Annotated in this window: 21 protein-coding genes and 1 pseudogene; 11 read left to right on the top strand and 11 right to left on the bottom strand. The window is 66.6% G+C overall.

What is annotated here, in order from left to right:
• Window positions 1-28 precede the first annotated feature (28 nt).
• Entirely contained in the window at window positions 29-949 is a 921-nt protein-coding gene (locus ACK5M9_RS07385) for an MBL fold metallo-hydrolase (protein ID WP_416892524.1), read from the bottom strand.
• On the bottom strand, window positions 946-1704 hold the full coding sequence (locus tag ACK5M9_RS07380; protein WP_416892523.1) for a LamB/YcsF family protein: 759 nt from the start codon (window positions 1702-1704) through the stop codon (window positions 946-948). Before ACK5M9_RS07380 ends, ACK5M9_RS07385 begins: the two co-directional genes overlap by 4 nt.
• 98 nt (window positions 1705-1802) lie before the next feature.
• On the opposite strand from ACK5M9_RS07380, the gene ACK5M9_RS07375 reads away from it, so the two are divergent.
• Window positions 1803-2882, top strand: coding sequence for a LacI family DNA-binding transcriptional regulator (locus ACK5M9_RS07375; RefSeq protein WP_416892522.1), 1080 nt, complete (start codon window positions 1803-1805; stop codon window positions 2880-2882).
• On the opposite strand, the gene kstR is transcribed toward ACK5M9_RS07375, so the two are convergent.
• On the bottom strand, window positions 2879-3478 hold the full coding sequence (gene kstR / locus ACK5M9_RS07370) for a cholesterol catabolism transcriptional regulator KstR (RefSeq protein WP_416892549.1): 600 nt from the start codon (window positions 3476-3478) through the stop codon (window positions 2879-2881). The genes ACK5M9_RS07375 and kstR overlap by 4 nt on opposite strands.
• 268 nt (window positions 3479-3746) lie before the next feature.
• Between kstR and ACK5M9_RS07365 the strand changes: the two genes are divergently transcribed.
• Window positions 3747-5870, top strand: a complete 2124-nt coding sequence (locus tag ACK5M9_RS07365; RefSeq protein WP_416892521.1) for an acyl-CoA dehydrogenase family protein — start codon at window positions 3747-3749, stop codon at window positions 5868-5870.
• A 73-nt stretch (window positions 5871-5943) separates the two neighbouring features.
• Here the strand turns inward: ACK5M9_RS07365 and ACK5M9_RS07360 are convergent, their stop codons facing one another.
• Together ACK5M9_RS07360 and ACK5M9_RS07355 are read right to left on the bottom strand one after the other, a co-directional pair.
• Window positions 5944-6474, bottom strand: a complete 531-nt coding sequence (locus tag ACK5M9_RS07360) for a hypothetical protein (RefSeq protein WP_416892520.1) — start codon at window positions 6472-6474, stop codon at window positions 5944-5946.
• A gap of 52 nt (window positions 6475-6526) precedes the next feature.
• Window positions 6527-7630 carry a 2Fe-2S iron-sulfur cluster-binding protein gene (locus ACK5M9_RS07355; RefSeq protein ID WP_416892519.1) on the bottom strand — a complete coding sequence of 368 codons (1104 nt, stop codon included), beginning with the start codon at window positions 7628-7630 and terminating at the stop codon, window positions 6527-6529.
• Window positions 7631-7797: 167 nt separating this feature from the next.
• Here ACK5M9_RS07355 and hsaA point away from each other — a divergent pair, with 167 nt between their 5' ends.
• The 5 genes from hsaA (at window position 7798) to ACK5M9_RS07330 (ending at window position 12150) form a co-directional block, all read left to right on the top strand.
• Entirely contained in the window at window positions 7798-8982 is a 1185-nt protein-coding gene (hsaA, locus tag ACK5M9_RS07350; protein ID WP_416892518.1) for a 3-hydroxy-9,10-secoandrosta-1,3,5(10)-triene-9,17-dione monooxygenase oxygenase subunit, read from the top strand.
• A 77-nt stretch (window positions 8983-9059) separates the two neighbouring features.
• A complete protein-coding gene (gene hsaD, locus ACK5M9_RS07345; protein ID WP_416892517.1) occupies window positions 9060-9938 on the top strand; it encodes a 4,5:9,10-diseco-3-hydroxy-5,9,17-trioxoandrosta-1(10),2-diene-4-oate hydrolase in 879 nt (292 codons plus the stop codon).
• Window positions 9935-10834 carry an iron-dependent extradiol dioxygenase HsaC gene (hsaC, locus tag ACK5M9_RS07340; protein WP_416892516.1) on the top strand — a complete coding sequence of 300 codons (900 nt, stop codon included), beginning with the start codon at window positions 9935-9937 and terminating at the stop codon, window positions 10832-10834. Before hsaD ends, hsaC begins: the two co-directional genes overlap by 4 nt.
• Window positions 10835-10838: 4 nt before the next feature.
• Complete coding sequence (gene hsaB / locus ACK5M9_RS07335; protein ID WP_416892515.1) at window positions 10839-11405, top strand: 3-hydroxy-9,10-secoandrosta-1,3,5(10)-triene-9,17-dione monooxygenase reductase subunit; 567 nt, start codon at window positions 10839-10841, stop codon at window positions 11403-11405.
• A 136-nt stretch (window positions 11406-11541) separates the two neighbouring features.
• Entirely contained in the window at window positions 11542-12150 is a 609-nt protein-coding gene (locus ACK5M9_RS07330; RefSeq protein WP_416892514.1) for a hypothetical protein, read from the top strand.
• Window positions 12151-12157: 7 nt separating this feature from the next.
• Here ACK5M9_RS07330 and ACK5M9_RS07325 read toward each other — a convergent pair whose 3' ends face one another.
• Genes ACK5M9_RS07325 through fadD3 form a run of 5 tightly spaced genes read right to left on the bottom strand, consistent with a single transcriptional unit; the run spans window position 12158 to window position 17912 of the window.
• A complete protein-coding gene (locus ACK5M9_RS07325; RefSeq protein WP_416892513.1) occupies window positions 12158-13354 on the bottom strand; it encodes a pyridoxal phosphate-dependent aminotransferase in 1197 nt (398 codons plus the stop codon).
• The gene (locus tag ACK5M9_RS07320; RefSeq protein WP_416892512.1) at window positions 13351-14301 is read right to left on the bottom strand and encodes an acyl-CoA dehydrogenase family protein; all 951 of its coding nucleotides are present in this window, start codon (window positions 14299-14301) and stop codon (window positions 13351-13353) included. Before ACK5M9_RS07320 ends, ACK5M9_RS07325 begins: the two co-directional genes overlap by 4 nt.
• Window positions 14301-15236, bottom strand: coding sequence for an acyl-CoA dehydrogenase family protein (locus tag ACK5M9_RS07315; protein ID WP_416892511.1), 936 nt, complete (start codon window positions 15234-15236; stop codon window positions 14301-14303). Before ACK5M9_RS07315 ends, ACK5M9_RS07320 begins: the two co-directional genes overlap by 1 nt.
• A complete protein-coding gene (locus ACK5M9_RS07310; RefSeq protein WP_416892510.1) occupies window positions 15236-16369 on the bottom strand; it encodes an acyl-CoA dehydrogenase family protein in 1134 nt (377 codons plus the stop codon). Before ACK5M9_RS07310 ends, ACK5M9_RS07315 begins: the two co-directional genes overlap by 1 nt.
• Window position 16370: 1 nt before the next feature.
• Complete coding sequence (fadD3, locus tag ACK5M9_RS07305) at window positions 16371-17912, bottom strand: 3-((3aS,4S,7aS)-7a-methyl-1,5-dioxo-octahydro-1H-inden-4-yl)propanoate--CoA ligase FadD3 (protein ID WP_416892509.1); 1542 nt, start codon at window positions 17910-17912, stop codon at window positions 16371-16373.
• A 75-nt stretch (window positions 17913-17987) separates the two neighbouring features.
• Between fadD3 and ipdE1 the strand changes: the two genes are divergently transcribed.
• Window positions 17988-19136: an acyl-CoA dehydrogenase IpdE1 gene (gene ipdE1, locus ACK5M9_RS07300; protein ID WP_416892508.1), complete on the top strand. Its 1149-nt coding sequence runs from the start codon at window positions 17988-17990 to the stop codon at window positions 19134-19136.
• Window positions 19133-19921, top strand: coding sequence for a (5R,7aS)-5-hydroxy-7a-methyl-1-oxo-2,3,5,6,7,7a-hexahydro-1H-indene-carboxyl-CoA reductase (gene ipdF / locus ACK5M9_RS07295; RefSeq protein ID WP_416892507.1), 789 nt, complete (start codon window positions 19133-19135; stop codon window positions 19919-19921). The genes ipdE1 and ipdF overlap by 4 nt, the downstream gene beginning before the upstream one ends.
• A 50-nt stretch (window positions 19922-19971) precedes the next feature.
• Here the strand turns inward: ipdF and ACK5M9_RS07290 are convergent, their stop codons facing one another.
• Window positions 19972-21777 carry a PPE domain-containing protein gene (locus tag ACK5M9_RS07290; protein WP_416892548.1) on the bottom strand — a complete coding sequence of 602 codons (1806 nt, stop codon included), beginning with the start codon at window positions 21775-21777 and terminating at the stop codon, window positions 19972-19974.
• 361 nt (window positions 21778-22138) lie between these two features.
• Here ACK5M9_RS07290 and kstR2 point away from each other — a divergent pair, with 361 nt between their 5' ends.
• Both kstR2 and ACK5M9_RS07280 read left to right on the top strand, forming a co-directional pair.
• Complete coding sequence (gene kstR2, locus ACK5M9_RS07285; protein WP_416892547.1) at window positions 22139-22735, top strand: TetR family transcriptional regulator KstR2; 597 nt, start codon at window positions 22139-22141, stop codon at window positions 22733-22735.
• 2 nt (window positions 22736-22737) lie between these two features.
• A pseudogene (locus ACK5M9_RS07280) lies at window positions 22738-23007 on the top strand (acetyl-CoA C-acetyltransferase); the annotation flags it as partial.

Raw genomic sequence — 23007 nt, 5'->3', positions numbered from 1 at the left:
GGTCCCCAGCCGACCGGGGCTATGCCACTCACCCCCGGGGATCCTCGCGCTGCCAAAGGGTGGGCATGTGCACCGGGATGCCATCGCGGGCGGCCAGTTCATCGAGTGTGCGGATGGAAACGTCGAGGTCGTCACCCGCATAGGGTAGGGCCCGCAAAGGCTTTGACAGCGGCCGGAAGAAATCGTCCCAGTGGATCAGGATGACTCGGCGCGCACCGACCGCGTGAACGGTTTCTCGCCAGTATTCGTCGATGTAGGAGCGAGGTTGCAGCCCGAGCTGGCCCACGCTGAGGTAAACGGTTTCGGCACGGTGGCCGTCCAGCGCGCCGGTGACATACCCGGCGCTGCCCTGGATCAGCACCGTTGTGCCGGAGGGTCGATGGTGAATGAGCGCGGACCAGGCTTCCCCGCACCGGTAGGCAGATGCCCTTACCGGGGGCGCCACCGGTGTGCTGATGACACCGGGGTAGCGGTCGGGTGGACAGTGGTGCGATTCGACCAGCGTTACTTCGTAGGCCCCGAGGCGAATCGGCGTACCGGATGCCGCGACGATGATCCGATCTTCGGGTAGTCCGTGTCCGCGACCGACGTTCGCCGCCGATTCGCCGCCGACCAGAAGCGCGCCGGTTCGCTCGACGACCAGGGCGGAATCCATCACGTGGTCGATGTGGCAGTGCACGGGGATCACAGCTTCCAGCCGTGACACCTTGGCGCGGGCCAGGCAGCCATCGACCCGCGACGGCGACGGGGCCACCCGTCCGGCCGCCACCCGGGCCAGCCCCGGCCGGGAGAAATACCCGTCGGTCATCAACGCCGATGATCCGTCGTCCAGCAGCAGGGTCGCCACCCCGAGCCAGGTCACCGACAGCGGTGAGTCGGGTGTCGCAGGCGGGACGTCGAACCGGTCGGCGTATCCGTCGAGACTCGGGCGTCCTGGTTTGAGCCTCATCGGCAGAATGTGCCGATCTCGATTCCAGTGGCCTGAAGCTGACTGCGTACCGCCGTGGCGATCTGCACGGCCCCCGGAGAATCGCCGTGTACGCAAATAGATTCCACGGCAAGTGGAATGGTTGTACCGTCGATTGCCACTACCTCGCCGGCGCTCACCATGGCCGCAGCCCGTTGTGCGATTGCCGCAGGATCGCGCAGTACCGCACCGGGTTCGCGGCGGGAGACCAGTGTGCCGTCACTGGTGTAGGCGCGATCGGCGAATCCTTCTGCGACCGTGGGGAGATCGCGACCGGCAGCCTCTTCGAACAGTGCCGAACCTGCCATGCCCAAAACCGGAAAGCCGCCGGCCAGCCGTACCGCCTCAGCCACAGCAGCCGCTTGCCCCCGATGTGTCACGGTCGAATTATACAGTGCGCCATGCGGTTTGACGTAGGAAACCCGAGTTCCCGCCGCGTGCGCCAAGCCCTGCAAGGCGCCGATCTGATAGAGCACGTCGGCAAGGAGGTCCGCGGGCTCGACATCGACGAAGCGGCGACCGAATCCGGCGAGATCCCGATAGCTCACCTGAGCGCCGATCCGGACACCGCGGCCGGCGGCGCAACGGCAGACCTCGAACAGCCGGGTGGGATCTCCGGCGTGGAAACCGCAGGCGATGTTGGCGCTGCTGACGATCGCGAGCATGGCGTCGTCGTCACCGAGATCCCAGATACCGAACCCCTCGCCCAGGTCGGCGTTGAGGTCGATGCGGGCCACACGGGCAAGTCTAGGCCCGGTGTCCGGGCGAGGGCTTCGCCGTCTGCATTGGGGTGGTCCGCAGCGCGCGGCGGGAATTGGCGGTAGCGTCAGCGAGCGTGAGTCCAACACCGCGCAGGCGGGCGACTCTGGCGTCGTTGGCCGCCGAGCTCAAGGTGTCGCGCACCACCGTTTCCAACGCCTTCAACCGGCCGGATCAGCTGTCGGCCGACCTGCGGGAGCGGGTGCTCGCCACGGCCCAGCGGATGGGCTATCCGGGGCCCGACCCGGTCGCCCGGTCACTGCGTACCCGCAAGGCTGGGGCAGTGGGCTTGGTGATCACCGAAGCCCTGACCTATTCCTTCAGCGACCCGGCGGCCCGGGATTTCGTTGCCGGTGTAGCGCAGTCCTGCGAGGAATCGGGCCAGGGACTGTTGCTGGTGGCTGTCGGGCCGAGCCGCAGCGTCGAGGACGGCACGTCTGCGGTGTTGGGCGCCGGGGTGGACGGATTCGTCGTCTATTCGGTCCGAGACGATGATCCATACCTGCAAGCGGTACTGCGACGCCGATTGCCGGTAGTGGTGGTGGATCAGCCGGTCGGCCTGCCGGGCGTTTCCCATGTGGGTATCGACGATCGAGCGGCGATGCGCGAGCTCGCGGAATATGTGATCGGGCTGGGGCATCGCGCCATCGGCTTGTTGACCATGCCGTTGGGATCGGATCGGCGCCTGGGCCTGGTGGCCGGGCCTCGGTTGGAGTCGCCGTTGTTCGGTGTGCAGCGCGAACGGATCATCGGTGTCTGGGAGGCGATGGCCGGCGCCGGCATCGACCGGGATTCACTGACCGTGGTGGAGAGCTACGAGCATGCATCGACCTCGGGCGGTGATGCGGCCAGGGTCGCGCTGGAAGCCGATCCGCGGATAACCGCGCTGATGTGCACGGCGGACATCCTTGCCTTGTCGGCGATGGATTACCTGCGTGCATCCGGTATTTCGGTGCCGGGCCGGATGACGATAACCGGATTCGACGGTGTCGGCGAGGCAATCGGGCGTGGCCTGACGACCGTGTTGCAGCCGAGTCTGCGCAAAGGGCACCGCGCCGGGGAATTGGTGCTGCGGCCGCCGCGATCGGGACTGCCGGCGGTCGAACTGCTGGATACGGAGTTGATCCGGGGATGTACCTCGGGCCCGCCAGCCTAGTTCTTCTGCTGTTCGCCGATCAGCAGGCGCACCGTCAGATCCAGCCGTTTGCTCACGTCGGTCGCCGAGGCCCGGCGGGTGAGCCAGGCCAGCAGGTTGGACAGCCACACGTCGGAGATGACCCGGGCGATGTGGTACTGGTCCTCGGTGGGCTCGCCGTCACTCATCGCACGGGCGAACATGGCGTCGATCTGTTTCTCGACCTGGTCGACCTCGCTGGCGGCCGACGCGTCGGCGAAGACGTAGGCCCGCGTCATCGCCTCGGTGAGCAGCGGGTTGCGCTGCATCGCCCGGTTGAGTTTTCTGACCATGAAGTTGAGCCGCTGGAACGGGGTGCCGCCGGCCATCGCGGATTGGTCGGTCTTGGCGTCGATGCGGCTGAACTCCCGGCCCAGCGCCGATACCAGCAGATGCACCTTGGACGGGAAATACCGGTACAGCGTGCCGACCGCCACGTTGGCACGATCGGCGACCGCCCGCATCTGCACGGCCTCGTAGCCGCCTTTGGAGGCGATGGCCATGGTGGCGTCCAGGATGCGCTTGCGCCGTTCCCGTTGCGCCTCCGAACCCAATTCGGACTCGGCGAGCACTGCCACGTTCACCATCTCAACGGCCTGATCGCCCGCTGTGCGGCCCGGGGAGGGGTTCGCGGAGGACATGCGTGCGGCGGCTCCTATCGCGGTCGAGGGGTTGGCAAACGATACACGCTCCTGCCTTGAATATGACAACTGAACGCGGGTGCGCCGTACCCTCCCAACTGGTCTGAGCGCCGCCGACTTGACGGTTGCCCATACCTACTATTAGAACACGTTCTAGTGGTCATGACAGACTGGTTTTTCGGGGAATCGACCGTGAGGAGTGCTGGTGGTAGCGACGGTGGCCGACGAACGGCTCGCGGCGCGCGAAGTGGTGCGCGACTGGGCTCGGACCGCGGCATCGGGGGAGGCCGCGACCGCGGCCGTCCGTGCGGTGGAGCAGGGCGAATCCGACGCCTGGCGACCGTTGTGCCGCGCCCTAGCCGGACTCGGGCTGTTCGGCGTCGCGGTCGCCGAGGACCACGGCGGAGCCGGCGGCACCGTAGCGGACCTCAGCGCGATGGTCGAGGAGGCGGCCAAGGCGCTGGTTCCGGGTCCGGTGGTGACCACCGCACTGGCCGCCCTGGTTGTCGAGAATCCGGAGTTACTGGAGACCCTGGTATCGGGGGACCGCCTCGGCGGGCTCGCGCTGGACGCGGACCTGCGATTCGACGGACAGGCGGTGTCCGGCACCGTCGAGTGGGCGCTGGGTGCCGTTGCCGGCGGGGTACTGCTGGTACCGGCCGACGGGAGGTGGCTGCTGGTCGACACAGTTACCGAGGGGGTGTCGCTGGAGCCGCTGCGAGCCGCTGATTTCTCCCGGCCGCTGGCCCGGGTGGAGCTGGCCTCCGCGCGGGCCACCCCGTTGGAATCGGGCCGCCGGGTGAGCGATCTGGCGGCGACGCTACTGGCGGCCGAGGCGGCCGGTGTCGCCAGGTGGGCGTTGGAAACCGCGGTCGCCTACGCCAAGGTGCGGGAACAATTCGGCAAGCCGATCGGCAGCTTCCAGGCCGTCAAGCACCTGTGCGCGGAGATGCTCTGCCGCGCCGAACAGGCTGAGGTGGCCGCCGCCGATGCGGCCCTGGCGGCATCGGAGCCCGATGATCGCCAGTTCGCCCTCGCCGCAGCCGTAGCGGCCAGCCTCACCATCGCCGCCGCCAAGGCCAATGTCAAGGACTGCATTCAGGTGCTCGGCGGCATCGGGTGCACCTGGGAACACGACGCGCACCTGTACCTGCGCCGAGCCCACAGCATCGGCCGATTCCTCGGCGGCGCCGAGCGTTGGCTGCGCACGGTCGTCGCGCTGACCACCGACGGGGTGCGCCGTCGACTCTCGATCGACCTCACCGGTGTCGAGGATCAACGCGCAGAGATTGCCGTGGCCGTTTCCCGAGTCGCCGCATTGCCCGCCGGCCAACGGCAGGCCGCTTTGGCCGACGCCGGTTTGCTGGCGCCGCACTGGCCGGTCCCGTACGGCCGCGGTGCGGGCCCGGCCGAGCAGTTGCTCATCGACCAGGAGATGGCTGCGGCGGGCATCGAACGTCCGGACCTGGTCATCGGCTGGTGGGCCGCCCCGACGATCCTCGAACACGGCACGTCCGCACAGGTCGAGCGCTTCGTGCCGGCCACCCTGCGCGGTGAGTTCATCTGGTGCCAGCTGTTTTCCGAGCCGGGCGCGGGCTCGGATCTGGCGTCGCTGCGCACCAAGGCGGTACGCACCGAAGACCGCGGTGGCGGGTGGTTGCTCACCGGGCAGAAAGTATGGACGTCGGCAGCGCACAAGGCAGCCTGGGGAGTGTGCCTGGCCCGTACGGACCCGCAGGCGCCCAAGCACAAGGGCATCACCTACTTCCTGGTCGATATGAAGTCACCGGGCATCGAGATCCGGCCGCTGCGCGAGATCACCGGAGATGAGCTGTTCAACGAGGTGTTCCTGGACGGTGTGTTCGTTCCCGACGAGATGGTCGTCGGCAAGGTCAACGACGGTTGGCGGCTGGCCCGCACCACCCTGGCCAACGAGCGGATCGCGATGGCCTCGGGGACCGCGCTGGGCGACCCGATGGAGGAGTTGCTCGCGGTGCTGGCCGAGCTCGACCTCGACGCGGGTCAGCAGGACAGGTTGGCGAGGTTGATCCTGCTGGCGCAATCCGGCGCGCTGCTCGACCGGCGCATCGCCCAACTGGCCGTGGGCGGCCGGGACCCCGGGGCGCAGTCCAGCGTGCGCAAGCTCATCGGTGTGCGCTACCGGCAGGACCTGGCCGAGTACCTGATGGACGTCTCCGCCGGCGGTGGACTGGTGCAGAACCGGGCGGTGCACGACTTCCTCAACACCCGGTGCCTGACGATCGCCGGCGGAACCGAGCAGATCCTGCTCACCGTTGCCGCGGAACGGTTGCTGGGCCTGCCCCGCTAGCAGCCATTCTTCGCGAGCGTGACGTGGCTGCGAAAGGCTGCGCCGAAAATCGTCGTGAGGTAACGCTCGCGGCCTAGGAGAAGTTGGTCTGTGCGCAGGTACTGGGGGTGGTGAGGTCCACTCCGGGATAGACGACCTGCATATGGGTGCACACGTACACCGTCACGTTGGTCATCGGCTGGCCGGTATGCAGGCTCACCGAGTCGATGACTCCGGTGGTCTGGTACATCTCCGGTGGGCCTGCACCGAAATGCATCGTGGTGATGGTGTCACCCCCGCCGGTTTTCATCACCCGCTCGAACTGGCTGGTGGCGTGGGCGTCCAGGTAGGCGACCCGGCTGTTGGAGCGGATCTCGGTGGCTTGGCGGGCCCACAAACCCGGCGGGAACCCCGCCGGGCCATCGGGGGTTACCAGGTTGGCCCCGGTAATGAAGTCGCAGCTGCCGTTGCCATGGCAGTCGACGAACGAGTGTGTCTCGATCTGGGTGCCGTCGCCGACCGGGAATAAGCTGGTGGCGGTGTTGCTGGCGGCGACTGCCGCCGGCGCGGGCAGTAGCGCAAGCATGAGTCCGGCCAGGGCGAGAACCGGTGTCGTCCGCTTCATCCCGCTCCCCTTCGAAACAGTTGTTTCCCGGCTGCAAAGCCCGGCCCCGCGACTAGTCGTCGTAGGTAACTTCTACCGAATCAGATTCCGGGTGAGATTGACAGGCCAAAATCAATCCTTCGTCGAGGTCCTGCTGCTCCAGGACGTCGTTGACCTCCATGGTGACGTCGCCGCTGCGCAATGTGCAGGCGCATGCACCGCAGTGCCCCTCCCGGCAGGAGAAGGGGGCATCCAGGCCCGCGGCCAGCAGCACATCGAGCAGCTTGGTGCTGCGCGGCCAGGACACGGTGTGCGTTTGGCCGTCCAGCTCCACGACCGCGGTGGCCGGCGGCTGGGCTCCGGCCCCCTCGTCGGCCCCCTCGTCGATCTTGACCGCGGCGAACGGATCGGACGCCAGCGATTTGAACACCTCGATGTGCACCTGCCGGGCCGGAACGTGTAGTGATTCCAGCGCACCCTTGGCCGCTTCCATGAACGGGCCGGGTCCGCAGATGAACGTGGGCCGGCCGGTGAAGGGGGCGGCCAGACGAGCGAGAGCAGCAACGGTGGGCAGTCCCTGCAGCGATTCCAGCCAGTGCAGCACGGTGAGGCGGGCGGGGTACTCGGCTGCGAGTTCGCGCAGCCGGTCGCGGAAGATCACCGAGTTCTCGTCGCGGTTGGCGTAGACCAGCGTCACCTGGCCGCCGCCCTCGGACAGGGCAGATTTGCAGATTGAGATGATCGGAGTGATGCCACTTCCGGCAGCCAGCAGCAGGAAGTCGTCATCGAGGGTCTTGGGCACGAAGGTGCCCGACGGGGCGAGCAGGTGAATACGCATGCCCTTGTGGGCGTTGTCGCACAGCCAATTGGAGGCGTAGCCGTCCGCGGTCCGCTTGACCGTGACCGCCATTGCGTCGTCGGTGAACGGCGAACTGCACAGCGAGTAGCAGCGGGCCACCGAACCGGTGCGCTCACTGGGCACCCGCAGTGTGAGGAACTGCCCGGGCGCATAGCGCAGCCGCTCAGCCGGGATAACGGGGTCGCCGGGGGCGTCGGGAACCTCGAAGACCAGCGACCGGGCATCGTCGGTGTCCGCGATGACCTGGGCAATCTGCAGCTCCAGGACATGCTCGCCCAGGGGCTCGTCGGGTGCTTGGTCCAGATCCGCCGCCGTCAATGCCTACCCTTCCCTCCATCGCGATTAGAACATGTTATAGAAAGCCCGATACCAAGCGCTACCAGCCGCAGGAACGCCCTACTCGACACAAATCGGAACGTGTTCTAGTCTTCTTCTCAACGAGATCCCGAGGATCGCCAGCCCGCTCGGCCAGGAGGCAAACCCAAGTGACGTCCATTCAACAGCGCGACACGCAGCAGGTGTTGGCTGCCATCGACGATCTGCTGCCGCGGATTCGCGAGCGCGCGCAGGAGACCGAGGACTTGCGCCGGCTCCCCGAGGCGACGGTTGCCGATCTCGAATCGGTGGGATTCTTCACCCTGTTGCAGCCCGAGCAGTGGGGTGGCCTGCAGTGCGACCCGACGATCTTCTTCGAGGCGGTGCGCCGGTTGGCGAGCGCCTGTGGTTCGACGGGATGGGTGAGTTCGATCCTTGGCGTGCACAACTGGCACCTGTCGCTGTTCGACCAGCAGGCGCAGGAAGAGGTCTGGGGGGATTCCGCGGGTACGCGGGTGTCGTCGTCGTATGCACCGATGGGCGCCGGGGTCGTGGTCGACGGCGGGTACCTGGTCAGCGGGTCGTGGAACTGGTCGTCGGGATGCGACCACGCCACCTGGGCTTTTCTGGGTGGACCCGTCATCAAGGACGGTCGGCCGGTGGACTTCGGCAGCTTCCTGATCCCGCGCACCGAGTACCGCATCGACGACGTCTGGCATGTTGTTGGGCTGAAGGGCACCGGTAGTAACACGGTGGTGGTCAAGGACGTCTTCGTCCCCACCCACCGGTTCCTGTCCTACAAGGCGATGAACGACGGCACCGCCGGCGGCTACCGGACGAACACCGCCCCGGTGTACAAAATGCCTTGGGGCACAATGCATCCCACCACCATCTCGGCGCCGATCGTGGGAATGGCCTACGGCGCCTACGATGCCCACGTCGAGCACCAGGGCAAGCGGGTACGCGCCGCCTACGCCGGGGAAAAGGCCAAGGACGACCCGTTCGCCAAGGTGCGTATCGCCGAGGCCGCCAGTGACATCGATGCGGCGTGGCGTCAGCTGATGGGCAATGTCGGGGACGAATACGCGTTGCTGGCCGCCGGCAAGGAGGTCCCGTTCGAGTTGCGTGCCCGTGCCCGCCGCGACCAGGTGCGCGCGACCGGCCGGTCGATCGCGTCCATCGACCGGTTGTTCGAGGCATCCGGTGCCACCGCGCTGGCCAATGATGCTCCGGTCCAGCGTTTCTGGCGGGATGCGCACGCGGGCCGGGTGCACGCGGCCAACGATCCCGAGCGGGCGTATGTGATCTTCGGGAACAACGAGTTCGGGTTGCCGCCCGGGGACACGATGGTGTGATCGCCGCTGGCGACGTAGCGGAGCGAGGCGACGCGGTGGGCGTACCGTCTCCCCCGCGGGGAGAGGAGCTGCCCAGGATGGCCGCTGTCGGTGAGGAGCTGACGTTCGAATCCACGTCGCGCTATGCCGAGGTGGATGTCGACGGTCCGCTGACGCTGCATTACCACGAAGCCGGCGCCGGCAACGATCGGACGGTGGTGCTGCTGCACGGCGGCGGCCCGGGCGCGTCGAGCTGGACGAACTTCTCCCGCAACATCGCCGTATTGGCCCGGCAGTTCCGCGTTCTGGCCGTCGATCAGCCCGGCTACGGCAGCTCCGGCAAGCGCGCGGAACACGGCCAGTTCAACCGCTACGCGGCCAGGGCGCTGAAGGGGTTGTTCGATCAACTTGAATTGAAGCGTGTACCGCTGCTGGGCAATTCGCTGGGCGGTGGTACCGCGGTGCGTTTTGCGCTGGACTATCCGGAGCTCGCCGGCCGGCTGGTGCTGATGGGGCCGGGCGGATTGAGTGTCAATCTCTTCGCCCCCGACCCGACCGAAGGTGTCAAGCGGTTGGGGAAGTTCTCCGTCGAGCCCACCCGGGAGAACCTGGAGGCGTTCCTGCGGATCATGGTCTACGACCAGAAGCTCATCACCCCGGAACTGGTGGATCAGCGTTTCGAACTGGCCCGGACACCGGAGTCGCTGACGGCGACCCGGGCGATGGGAATGTCGTTCGCCGGTGCCGACTTCGAGCTTGGCATGATGTGGCGAGAGGTATACCGGCTGCGTCAGCCGGTCCTGCTGATCTGGGGCCGGGAGGACAGAGTCAACCCGCTGGACGGCGCGCTGGTGGCACTCAAGACGATCCCGCGGGCCCAGCTGCACGTGTTCGGACAGTGCGGGCATTGGGCTCAGGTGGAGAAGTTCGACGAGTTCAACGCGCTGACAATCGACTTCCTGGGAGGTGTGCGATGAGCATCCGGTCGCTGGGCTACCTGCGCATCGAAGCCACCGATATGGCCGCCTGGCGCGAGTACGGCCTGAAAGTCCTGGGCATGGTCGAAGGCAAGGGCACCGTCGAGGGCGCACTGTATCTGCGGATGGATGACTTCCCGGCCCGGCTGGTGATCGTTCCCGGTGAGCGGGACCGCTTGGCGGAGGCCGGCTGGGAGTGTGCGAACGCCGAGGGGTTGGCGGAGGTTCGCCGGCGTCTGGAATCGGAGGGCATTCCCTACCGGGAAGCGACGGCCGCCGAACTGGCCGAGCGGCGGGTCGACGAGATGATCGCATTCGAGGACCCGTCCGGCAATCCGCTGGCGGTCTTCCACGGTGTGGCGCTGGAACACCGCCGGGTGGTCAGCCCGTACGGCCACACGTTCGTCACCGGCGGGCAGGGCCTGGGACACGTGGTGCTCACGACCCGCGACGATGCCGAGGCGCTGCACTTCTACCGCGATGTACTCGGGTTCACGTTGCGCGACTCGATGCGGATACCGCCCCAGGTGGTGGGCCGGCCGGCCGACGCCGCACCGGCCTGGCTGCGCTTCTTCGGCTGCAACCCGCGCCACCACAGCCTGGCCTTCCTGCCGATGCCCACGCCGTCGGGGATCGTGCACCTGATGGTCGAAGTGCAGAACGCCGACGACGTGGGTCTGTGCCTGGATCGCGCCCTGCGGCGCAAGGTACCCATGTCGGCGACCCTGGGCCGTCATGTCAACGACCTCATGCTCTCCTTCTATATGAAGACACCGGGCGGGTTCGATGTTGAATTCGGGTGTGAGGGAAGGAAAGTCGACGACGACTCCTGGATCGCGCGGGAGAGCACCGCGGTCAGTCTGTGGGGTCACGACTTCACCGTGGGTATGCGCTGAGCCGATGAACGCCGTGCCGGTCGACCCGAGTGCCTTCCGCACCGTGCTGGGCCAGTTCTGCACCGGGATCACCATCATCACCACCGTCGAAGACGACGTACCGGTCGGCTTCGCCTGCCAGTCGTTCGCGGCACTGTCACTGGACCCTCCGCTGGTGCTGTTCTGCCCGACCAAGGTGTCGCGATCCTGGAAGGCGATCGAGTCGACGGGGCGGTTCTGCGTGAACATGCTGACCGAGCAGCAGAAGGACGTCTCGGCCCGCTTCGGCTCCAGGGAACCGGACAAGTTCGCCGGCATCGACTGGCGACCTTCGCCACTGGGCTCGCCGATTATCGATGGGTCGCTGGCGTATATCGACTGCACGGTGGCTTCGGTGCACGACGGCGGTGACCACTTCGTCGTGTTCGGCGCGGTCCGGTCGCTGTCGGAGGCGCCCAGGATCAAGCCGCGACCACTGCTGTTCTACCGAGGCGAGTACACCGGTATCGAACCGGACAAGACCACCCCCGCCCAGTGGCGCGACGACCTTGAGACGTTTCTGACCACCACCACCCAGGACACTTGGCTCTGAGCTATTTCAATTTTCCTTCTTCGGCGTTACCATCTGGCGACCGAGCAGAAGGCCACGGCTATGACCGACCAGACCCGCCGGCGCCAGGAGTTGGGTGCTGGGCGTTAGGGTCGCCGATAACAGATAAGGACATGAAGTGTCAATCGAAGCAACGGAATCTCGCGTCTCTGACCTGCAGCAGCGCAAGGACGCCGAAGAGGCGTGGCAGTGGATCGTCGATCTCAAGGAGAAGGCCAAGACCGACAGTGCGGCCGCCGAGGCTGAACTGAACGCGATCTTCCGCAAGGGGTCCGCACCCAGCGACCTGCACGGACCGACCGACGGCATCCTGGTCATGACGACGACCAAACCAGTCGTGGACAATGCTGTTCGGTTCATCACCAAACTGTGGATGCCGTGGCAGGGCAAGCGGTTCGACAAGGAGTCGAAGGTCGGCGACAACCGGATGGCCGACAACTCCAAGGTGCCGTCGAAGCTGATCTGGCCGTTCTACAAGATGAAGGAAACGCCCCAGGGCAAGCTCGCCTTCGACTTCAAGACCTACAAGGACGCCGGCAAGGCGGACCCGGACGTCGAGGTCATGGTCATCGACTACGCCGATGTCAAGGCGAACCCCATCGTTGTCATCCGCAGCATCCGCGACGAGCTGGTCGAGGTCGTGCCGGGGACCTACCTGGGCAAGATCCTCTACCGGATGCCGCGCGGCAGCTACGAGATGATCGGCTTCTTCGCGCTGCGTACCTAGCTGCCGCCTACCCGCTCGGCGGCTTTTTGGCTGCCGGTGCTCTGGGCGGCAGCCAGGCACCGAGTCGGCTGAGAGCCGCACCGATATCGCCGGTGGGCCCGGCGAACGACAGCCGCACGTAGGAGTTTCCCCGCTCCGGGTCGAAGTCGATCCCGGGTGCGATGGCGACGCCGGTGTCGGCCAGCAGCGCCGAGCAGAACGCCGGCGAGTCGCCGGTGTAATCCGAGACGTCGGCGTAGACGTAGAACGCGCCGTCGGTGGGCGCCAGCCGGTCGATACCGATGCTGCGCAGGCCGTCGAGCAGCAACGCGCGATTGGCGGCATAGTTGGTCAGGTTCGCATCGGCCTCGGCCGTAGCCTCCGGGGTGAACGCCGACACCGCGGCGATCTGGGACAGCACCGGCGGGCAGATGGTGAAGTTGCCGGTAAGGCAGTCGACCGCCCGGCGCAGCTCGGTGGGCAGCACCAGCCAGCCGATCCGCCAGCCCGTCATCGCGTAGTATTTGGAAAAGCTGTTGACTATCACCGCTTTTCGCGACGTCTGCCACGCGCAGCTGGTCGACGGCGCCCCCTCGTAGACCAATCCGTGGTAGACCTCGTCGCTGATCAGCCGGGTGCCGGTTTTCTCGCACCAGGTGGCGATGGCGGCCAGTTCTTCGGGTGGTATGACGGTGCCGGTGGGGTTGGCGGGGCTGGCGATGATGACGCCGTCGACCGGCGGGTCCAGTTCGCGAAGCATCTGCGCGGTGGGCTGGAAACGGGTTTGTGGTCCGCAGGGAATCTCGACCACCTCGCATCCCAGCGCTGACAGGATGTTCCGGTAGCACGGATAGCCGGGGGAGGCCATGGCTACCCGGTCGCCGGCGTCGAAGCAGGCCAGGAACGCCAGGAGGAAGCCACCCGAGGAGCCGGTGGTGACCACCACCGCGTCGGGTTCGACGTCCAGGCCGTGCCGGCGGCGGTAGTCCGCGGCAATCGCGGCGCGCAACTCTGGAATACCGAGGGCCACTGTGTAGCCCAGCTGATTGTGCTGTACCGCTTCCGCGGCTGCCGCGCGTACCGGTTCCGGGGCGCCGACGCTCGGCTGCCCGGCCGACAGGTTCACCAGGTCGCCGTGGGTACGCTGGCGTTCGGCGGCGGCCAGCCAGACGTCCATGACGTAGAACGGTGGAATGCCCGCACGCAGGGCGACGCTGACGGTCACGAGGCAGGCAGGACTTCGGAATCCAGCCGGCGCAACACGTCTCGGCTCGACTCGAGGAGGTGGGCGCTGCCGTGGGCCCGCTTGAAGTAGAGGTGCATATCGTGTTCCCAGGTGATCGCGATACCGCCGTGCATTTGGATGCCCTCTGCGGCAGCGATGTCGAGGGCCTGGATGGCCGCCAGCCGGGCGGTGGCCGCGTTGACCGGTGTGGGTTGCACGCACGCCTCATCGACGACCGCCTTCGCGGCGGCGATCGTGACGTACACGTCGGCCATCCGGTGTTTGAGGGCTTGGAAGCTACCTATCGGACGGCCGAACTGCACACGGTTCTTGGCGTATTCGACAGTCAGCTCCAGACAGCGTTCGGCAGCTCCGATCTGCTCTGCCGCCAGTAGTATGGCCGCGGTGTCGGCCAGGCCCGGATCGGGCCCGACCGGTGCGGTCGCTTGCGCCCGGACCCGGGCCAGCCTGCGGGTGGGGTCCATTGTCGCCACCGGCTCCGCGCTGAATCGGATCCACCTGTCAAGGCGTCCGTCGGCGACCGCGACCATGACATCGGCGATATCGCCGTTGACGACGTAGTCCGGGTCGAGCACCAGTGCCCCGATGGAGCTGCCCTCGGCCATTGCCGCCAGCGCCTCGCTGTCGGGCCGGGGTGCGGCCAGCAACGCGACTTCGGCAAGTGTGGTGCCCAGCAGTGGAGAGGGCACCAGAGCCCTGCCCAACTCGCGCAGCACCGTTGCGGCGTCCGCCAACTCACCTCCGGCGCCCCCGAGTTCCTCGGGGATCAGCAGTGCGGCCGCGCCGACCTGCTCACACAGCAAGCGCCAGAGTGACTCGTCGTAGCCGCGCTCGGATTCCATTGCGGTACGAACGCCGGCGGGTGTCGCATGCCGGGCTACCAGGGCAGCGACGGTTTCCCGCAGCAGTGTGCGTTCCTCGGTCATCACAGCGCCTCCAGTACGCGTTGCCTATGTACCTGTGCGGTGCCCCAGGCGCTGCGCAGCGCCTGCACCCGAAGCAGCGACAGCGACAGGTCGTGCTCCTGAGTGAAACCGATCGCCCCGTGAGTTTGCAACGCGGTGCGTGCGGCCAGCAAGCCCGCTTCCCCGGCGGCAACTTTGGCCGCGCTCACGTCGCGAACCTGCGAGGTCAGCGCGGCGCCGTAAACCAGCGGGCGGGCCAGCTCGATCGCGATGTGCACATCGGCGAGCTTATGCTTGATCGCCTGGTAGCTTCCGATCACCCGGCCGAACTGGGAGCGTTGTTTGGCGTAGTTGACGCTGCCGTCCAATAGGGCTGCGGCGGCCCCGAGAAGTTGAGCGGCAGTGGCCAGTTCACCCAATCTTGCCGCCCTATGGGTGTCGGCACACCAGCTGTCACCGGTGGCCGTCACATCGTAGAGCCGGCGCCCGGGGTCGACGGATTGGTGGCGGCCATCGGCGACGGCTTCGGTGACGCCGTCGGGTCCGGCCAACAGCACCAGGCCCGCGGTGTCGGCGTCGACGGCGCGGGGCACGTGGGGCGGCAGGGCGACCGTCGCTATCAATTCGCCCGTGCCCAGCTGGGCGGCGCGATCGTCATCAGCGAGTAATACCGGTGCGACAGCGATGGATTCGGTCACCGGCCCGGGTACACACCAGTAGCCCAGCCGCTCGCAGGCCACCACCAGATCGACCGGCGAGGCGTCCAGACCGTCGAACTTCTCCGGCACCATCAGTGCGGTGACTCCGAGGTCGGCGAGCTTCTCCCACACTGCGAGACCGGGTGCGGTATCGCCGACGGACCATGCCCGCACCGCACCGGGCAGGTCGGCGGCACCCAGCGCCGCGTCGATACTGGCGGTGAAATCCTTCTGCTGTTCGTCGAGGGTGAACTCCATTACCGTTTGTCCCGGGGCAGGCCCAATAGGCGTTCGGAGATGATGTTGCGCTGAATTTCATTGGTGCCGGCGTATATCGGGCCGCCGAGCGCGAACAGCAGCCCTTCGGACCAGGGTCCGGCCAGTTCGCCGTCGGCGCCGCGGATATCGAGTGCGGTCTGATGCAGTTCCACGTCGAGGTCGGACCAGAAGACCTTGGTCACCGACGATTCCGCACCCAGCTCGCCGCCCCGGGCCAGTCGGGTGACGGTGCCGAACGTCTGCAGCCGGTAGGCCTGCGCCTTGATCCACCCGTCTGCGACGCGCTCGGCGAACTCAGGTGGGGAGCCCGCGTCCTTCCACAGCTGAACCAGTCGCTCGGCAGCCGCGAGGAAGCGGGCGGGGCTGCGCAGCGACATGCCGCGCTCGTTGCTGGAGGTGCTCATTGCCGCGCGCCAGCCGTCGTTCGGCGCGCCGATGACGTCGGCGTCGGCAACGAAGACGTCGTCGAGAAAGATCTCGCCGAATCCGGTATCGCCGCCCAACTGCACGATGGGACGAACCGTTATGCCCTCGGCCTTTAGGTCGAACATGAAGTAGGTCAACCCGTGGTGTCGTTCGGCACTGGGGTCGGAACGGAACAATCCGAAGCCCATGTCGGCGAACGGGGCCCGCGAACTCCAGATCTTCTGTCCGTTGAGCAGCCAGCCGCCGTCGGTCCGGGTCGCGGTGGACCGCAGTGAGGCCAGATCGCTGCCGGCTTCGGGCTCGGACCAGGCCTGCGCCCAGATCTGCTCGCCGCTGGCCATTTTAGGCAGGATACGGTCAAGCTGTTCGGGTGTGCCGTGCGAGAAGAGTGTCGGGGCCAGCATGGAGGTCCCGTTGGCGCTGGCCCGGCCGGGTGCGCCGGCACGGAAATATTCTTCCTCGTAGGCCACCCAGTGCAGCAGCGGCGCATCCCGGCCGCCATACTTCTTTGGCCAGGTGATCACCGAAAGACCGGCATCGAAAAGCACGCGATCCCAAATACGGTGCTGGGCAAAACCGTCGGCGTTGTCATAGGATTTCGTGGGTATCCGGTCTTGATTTGCGTCGAGGAAAGCCCGCACCTCTGCGGCGAAGGCCAGGGTTTCGTCGTTGTAGGTGATGTCCACTTCAGATCAACTCTCGCAGTCGTGGTTTGAGCACTTTACCGCCGGCGTTGCGGGGTAGCCGGTCGACGAACCGGACAGAGCGGGGGGTCTTGAAATTAGCCAGATGTTCTCGGGCGTAGTCGATTACCGACTTTTCGTCCAGCTCGGCACCCGGGTTGGTGACGATGAACGCGCGGCCGACTTCGCCGAGCCGGTCGTCGGGCACTCCGATCACCGCGGCGTCGGCAACCCCGTCGAGCCGGGCCAGCACCTGCTCCACCTCGGCCGGGTAGACGTTGAAGCCGCCGCAGATGTACATGTCCTTGAGTCGGTCGGTGATACGCAGGTTGCCGGCCGTGTCCACGGTGCCGATGTCGCCGGTGTGCAACCAGCCCTGGGCGTCGATGGCCGCGGCGGTGGCCGCCGGGTCGTCAAGATATCCGAGCATGACGTTGGGGCCGCGCAGCAGCACCTCCCCCGGCTCGCCGTCGGGGCCGTCGACACGCAGTTCGAAACCCGCGAACGGACGCCCGCAGGTGGTGGCAACGGTCACCGGCTCGTCGTCGGGGCGACACGCCGTCCCCATGCCGTTGGCCTCGGTAAGGCCGTAGGCGGTCAGGACAATATCGATGTCCAATTCGCGCTGCATGCGTTCGACCAGTACCACGGGTACCGTCGCCGCACCGGTGACCGCCAGTCGCAGGGAGCTCAGGTCGTAGTTGCCTCGGTTCGGGTGATCCAGCAGCGTCTGGTAAATCGTCGGCGGCCCCGGCAGGACGGTGATCCGGTGCTGTTCGATGGTTTGCAGGGCGTGTAGCGGATCGAACGTCAGGTGCGGGTACAGCGTGGCGCCGGTCTGCAGGCAGGCCAGTATGCCGGCCTTGTAGCCGAAGTTGTGGAAGAACGGGTTGATGCACAGGTAGCGGTCTTCGCTGGTGATGCGGCCGTTGGCAGCCCAGGATGCCGAGGCGTCCAGGGACTGCCGGTGTGCACACAGCACGCCTTTGCTGCGGCCGGTGGTGCCGGAGGTGAACAGGATGTCGCTGATGTCGTCGGGGTTGACGGCGGCGGCGCGGCGGCGGGCCGTCTCCGCGGCGCCGGGATCGTTGCCGCGGGCGATGAACTCGTCCCAGGTTCCGTCTGGTTCGTCGATGCCGATGCGCACGATGTGATGCAGGGTCGGCAGGGCGGCCAGGTCCAGATCCGCGACCCGGTCGGCGCCCAGGAATCGCCCCGCCGAAAACAGCACCGGGGTATCGGTGCGACCCAGGATGTCGGCAGCCTCCCCGGGGGTGTAACGCGTGTTCAACGGCACCACGGCCGCGCCCGCGTGGTGGATGGCCAGGCAGGCGATCACCCAGTGCCAGCTGTTGGGCGACCAGACGGCCACCGGGTCGTGTGGTTCTACGCCCAGGGCGATCAGGGCGGCGGCTGCCCGGTGCACCTCGACGCGCAGATCCGCGGCGGTGAAGCTGCGGTCCTCGGTGACGAGTGCAGGGTGGTCAGGCATTGTGTGCGCAAGCCGATCCAGCGCCGCGGGGACGGTGCGGGGATCGCTGTTCATCGACGCTCCTCGGAAGTGCCCGCGCCCCGTCACCGGGCGAACAAAGCAAGTGCTTGGTAGGTTAGCCTACAGGGTATGCAGGACGTCGAGGAATTCCGGGCGGAGGTCCGCGCCTGGCTCGCCGACAACCTGGTCGGTGACTTTGCCAAGCTCAAAGGCCTCGGCGGGCCGGGGCGTGAGCACGAAGCCTTCGAGGAACGCCTGGCATGGAACCGGCATCTCGCCGACGCCGGTCTCACGTGCCTGGGGTGGCCCGTGGAGAACGGCGGCCGGGGCCTGTCGACCGCCCACCGGGTGGCGTTCTACGAGGAATACGCCCGCGCCGACGCGCCGGACAAGGTCAACCATTTCGGTGAGGAGTTGCTCGGGCCGACGCTGATCGCCTACGGAACTCCGGAACAGCAGCAGCGCTTTCTGCCGCGCATTCGTGACGTCACCGAGTTGTGGTGCCAGGGATATTCCGAGCCCGGCGCCGGTAGCGATCTGGCCAACGTGTCGACCACGGCCGAACTCGACGGCGACCAGTGGGTGATCAACGGACAAAAGGTGTGGACGTCGCTGGCGCACCTGTCGCAATGGTGTTTCGTGGTCGCCCGCACCGACAAGGGCTCCAAACGGCATGCGGGACTGTCGTATCTGCTGGTGCCGCTGGACCAGCCGGGCGTCCAGGTGAGGCCGATCGTCCAGATCACCGGCACCGCGGAGTTCAACGAAGTGTTCTTCGACGACGCCCGCACCGACGCTGCCCTGGTCGTCGGACAGCCGGGTGACGGCTGGCGCGTGGCGATGGGAACGCTGACCTTCGAACGCGGGGTGTCGACCCTGGGGCAGCAGATCGTTTATGCCCGTGAGCTCTCCGACCTGGCGGCACTTGCCCAGCGCACCGGTGCGGCAGGCGACCCATCCATCAGCGAGCGACTCACCCGTTCGTGGGTCGGGCTGCGCGCCATGCGTTCCTACGCGTTGGCAACCATGGACGTCGAACAGCCCGGCCAGGACAACGTGTCAAAGTTGTTGTGGGCCAATTGGCATCGTAGCTTGGGCGAATTGGCGATGGACGTGATCGGCAGGCCGGGACTGGTGTTGAGCGACGGCGAGTTCGACGAGTGGCAGCGCCTGTACCTGTTCACCCGTGCCGACACCATCTACGGCGGCTCCAACGAGATTCAGCGCAATATCATCGCCGAGCGGGTGCTCGGCCTGCCCAGGGAGGTGAAGGGGTGAGTTTGTCGCAGACACCGAAAGAGATTGCCGGACACGGGCTTCTCGACGGCAAAGTGGTTGTGGTGACGGCGGCGGCGGGCACCGGGATCGGTTCGGCAACGGCGCGACGGGCGCTGAGCGAGGGCGCGGACGTACTGATCTCCGACCATCACGAACGCCGGTTGACCGAGACGGCCACGGAATTGGCGGCTTTGGGGCTGGGCCGCGTGGAACACGTTGTGTGCGACGTGACATCGACCACCCAGGTCGATGCGCTGGTCTCGGCTGCGGTAGCCCGGTTCGGGCGCATCGACGTGCTGGTCAACAACGCCGGGCTGGGCGGGCAGACGCCGGTGGCCGACATGGCCGACGAGGAATGGGATCGGGTGCTCGATGTCTCGCTCACCTCGGTGTTTCGAGCAACCAGGGCGGCACTGCGGTACTTCCGCGAAGCACCGCACGGCGGCGTGATCGTCAACAACGCCAGCGTGCTGGGCTGGCGGGCACAGCATTCGCAGTCGCACTATGCCGCGGCCAAGGCCGGGGTGATGGCGTTGACCCGTTGCAGCGCAATCGAAGCCGCCGAGTACGGGGTGCGGATCAACGCGGTCTCGCCCAGCATCGCCCGGCACAAGTTTCTGGAGAAGACGTCGTCGGCTGACCTGCTGGACAGGCTTTCCTCGAACCAGGCGTTCGGGCGCGCGGCCGAGCCTTGGGAGGTTGCGGCCACCATCGCGTTTTTGGCCAGCGACTACGCCAGTTATCTGACCGGAGAGGTGATCTCGGTTTCGAGTCAGCACCCGTAGGCCGGGTGACCCGGCAATCGCCGGCTTCTCCCCGCCTCTAGCGCCTTCGCCTACCCGGTCAGGCCTCTCAGCCACGCCGCGAAGTTGAAATATCCGGAGGTCAACGTGCTGGTGTTGAAATACCCGGTGGTGAACCCGCTGATGGTAATTGGCGGGGAGATACCAAGCGCATCTGAACTCTCCGGCACCGGGGTATTGAACCAGCCGGATCCTGCACCGTTCAGCGCACTTCCACCCGGGAAGTTGTTGTAGAAGCCGGAGACGGGATCGTTCCCGGACTTTCCGTTGAGGCCGACGATGTTGCCGAAGCCGGACATGCCCGGAGGGCCGTCGTTACCGTAGCCGGAGCTTTCCAGGGGCCCGTCGATGTTGAAGAACGAGCCGGTGTTCAGCCCGCCGGAGTTGTAGCTGCCGGTGTTGCTGTTCCCGGAGTTCCCGTCGAAAGTGTTGTATAAGCCGGCGTTGAAATTGCCGGTGTTGGCCTTGCCGCCGTTCCCGTCGCCGGTATTGCCGTCACCTGCGTTGAAGTTGCCGGTGTTGAGTATGCCGCCGTTGCCGAAGCCGACGTTACGCACGCCGCCGTTGCCGAAGCCGATGTTGCCGGTATCGGAGTTGCCGATCCCGAACGTTTGCAGCTTGCCGAGATCGTCGGCGAGAAAATTGGTTCCGGAGTTGAATAAGCCGACGTTGCCGTCACCGGAGTTGAAGAAGCCGATGTTGCCGGTTCCGGAGTTGAACAGGCCCAGGTTGCCGGTGCCGGTGTTGCCGTCGAAGTGGAACTGCCCGGTCGCGGTGTCGTAGTAGGCGCCGCCGAACCCGATCAGATTCTCCCCGGTCAGCCCGAAGCCGATGTTGTTGACGCCGGTGTTGCCGAGGCCCAGGTTATTGACGCCGCTGTTGCCGATCCCCTGGTTGAGATCACCGCTGTTGCCCAGGCCGATGTTGTTGTGGCCGGGGGTGGCGGTGAGCAGATCGGAGTGGTCGTAGATGCCGGAATTGCCGAATCCGATGTTTCCGGTGCCGATGTTTCCCGCACCGATGTTCCAGGCGCCGAAGTTGCCGTTCCCGAGGTTCTGGATACCGCGGTTGCCGCTGCCGGTGTTGCCGCTGCCGTTGTTGCCGAATCCGTTGTTGCCCGCACCGGTGCCGGCGATGGTGACGTCGGAAAAAACCGGGTTGATCTCGAAGTCGGGATCCACCAGTACCTCGGCGTCGGTGGTGTTGCCGGCGCCGATGTTGCCGCCGCCCTTGTTGCCGGCTCCGTAGTCGGGTGCCTCGGATTCGGCGGTGCCCGCGACGCCGCCGCCGAGCAAGGCGCCGATCACCGGCAGCCCCTGCAGGGCCTGCTCCCACGAAGACAGTTGTGTCGCAGCTGTGGAGGCTCCGCCGTAGTAGCCGAACATCGCGGCCACATCGGCGGCCCAGAATTCTTCGTAGATGCCTTCTGCGGCGGCGATCATAGGGGCGTTGAGGCCCAGGAAGTTCGAACGCACCAGTTGAGCAAACGCGTTGCGGTTTGCGGCGATCGCTTCGGGGTTGATCATGGCTGCCTTGGCGGTCTCGAAAGCGCTGGCCACCGCGTTGGCCTGACCGGAGGCGCCGAGTGCCCGGGTGGAGGCGGCTTGCAGGAACGCCGAATACGGGGCGGCGGCGTTGGCCATCGCGGCTGCGGCTGGGCCCTGCCAGGCCTGACCGGTCAGATTCGATGTGACCGAGGAGAACGAGCTGGCCGCACTGCCCAGCTCCTCAGCCAGGTTGTTCCAGGCCGCCGCAGCCGCCAGCATGGGTGCCGAGCCGGCGCCGAGGCGCATCCGCAGCGAATTGATCTCCGGTGGTAGGCCGGCAAAACTCATGATGGTCCTTCTTTCAGCTCTGAGCCCTGAGCCCTGAGCCCTGAGCCCATCTGGACACTTTGACCCGCGACCTGCGTTTATCCTGGCGGGCGCTAATGGTACCCGCTGTGCCGATGCAACCGAAGGGGACCAGCATGCACGCAGTGCCCGACGGCTGGCGTCGTCTCGGGTTGACCGCGACGGGACGGAGGTTGTCGGCAGTGCTGGTGGGGTGGGCGGTACGTTGCCGCCGGGCCGGGCGATCGACGCCGCCGGGTGTCGTGCGACGGGCTGCTCGTGCCACTTCGGTGAAGCGAACCGCGAAGTTGTACGACAGCCATTCGCCAAGCAAGCGCTTGGTTGATAATCTGGCCGGGTGGAACGGATGACTGGCCAGGCCGGCGGCGGCCGCCGAGGAGAGCTATTGGACCTCGCCGCGGTCATGTTCGCCGAACGCGGCCTGCGCGCCACCACCGTACGCGACATCGCCGACGGTGCGGGCATCCTCTCCGGCAGCCTCTATCACCATTTCACCTCCAAGGAGGAGATGGTCGACGACCTGCTGCGTGGATTCCTGGACTGGCTGTTCGGCCGCTACCTCGAGATCGTCGCAACCCGGCCCGACCCGCTGGAACGGATCAAGGGCCTGTTCATGGTGTCGTTCGAGGCCATTGAGCATCGACACGCTCAGGTCGTCATCTACCAGGACGAGGCCCAGCGGCTGTCGTCGCTGCCCCGCTTCTCCTACCTAGAAGAGCGCAACAAGGAACAACGCCAGATGTGGGTCGATGCCCTCAACCTGGGCATCGAACAGGGAGCGTTGCGGCCCGACCTGGACGTCGACCTGATCTACCGGTTCATCCGCGACACCACCTGGGTATCGGTGCGCTGGTACCAGCCGGGCGGACCCCTCACCGCGCAACAGGTGGGCCGGCAGTACCTCGCCATCGTTCTCGGCGGAATCCAGCAAGAAGGAGACTGACAATGCCGGAGGCGTACGTCATAGACGCTGTTCGTACCGCGGTGGGCAAGCGGGGGGGCGCCTTGTCGGGGGTGCATCCGATCGACCTGGGCGCCCACGCGTGGCGCGGACTGCTCGACCGGGTCGACGTCGACCCCGCCGGCGTCGATGACGTGATCGCCGGCTGTGTCGACGCCATCGGCGGACAGGCCGGCAACCTCGCCCGGCTGTCCTGGCTGGCCGCCGGCTACCCCGAAGAAGTGCCCGGTGTCACCGTGGACCGCCAATGCGGC

The organism is Mycobacterium sp. (assembly GCF_047975165.1).
Lineage (GTDB): Bacteria > Actinomycetota > Actinomycetes > Mycobacteriales > Mycobacteriaceae > Mycobacterium.
Note: the sequence above shows the minus strand (reverse complement) of the source record. Positions and strands in the feature narration are given on the sequence as shown.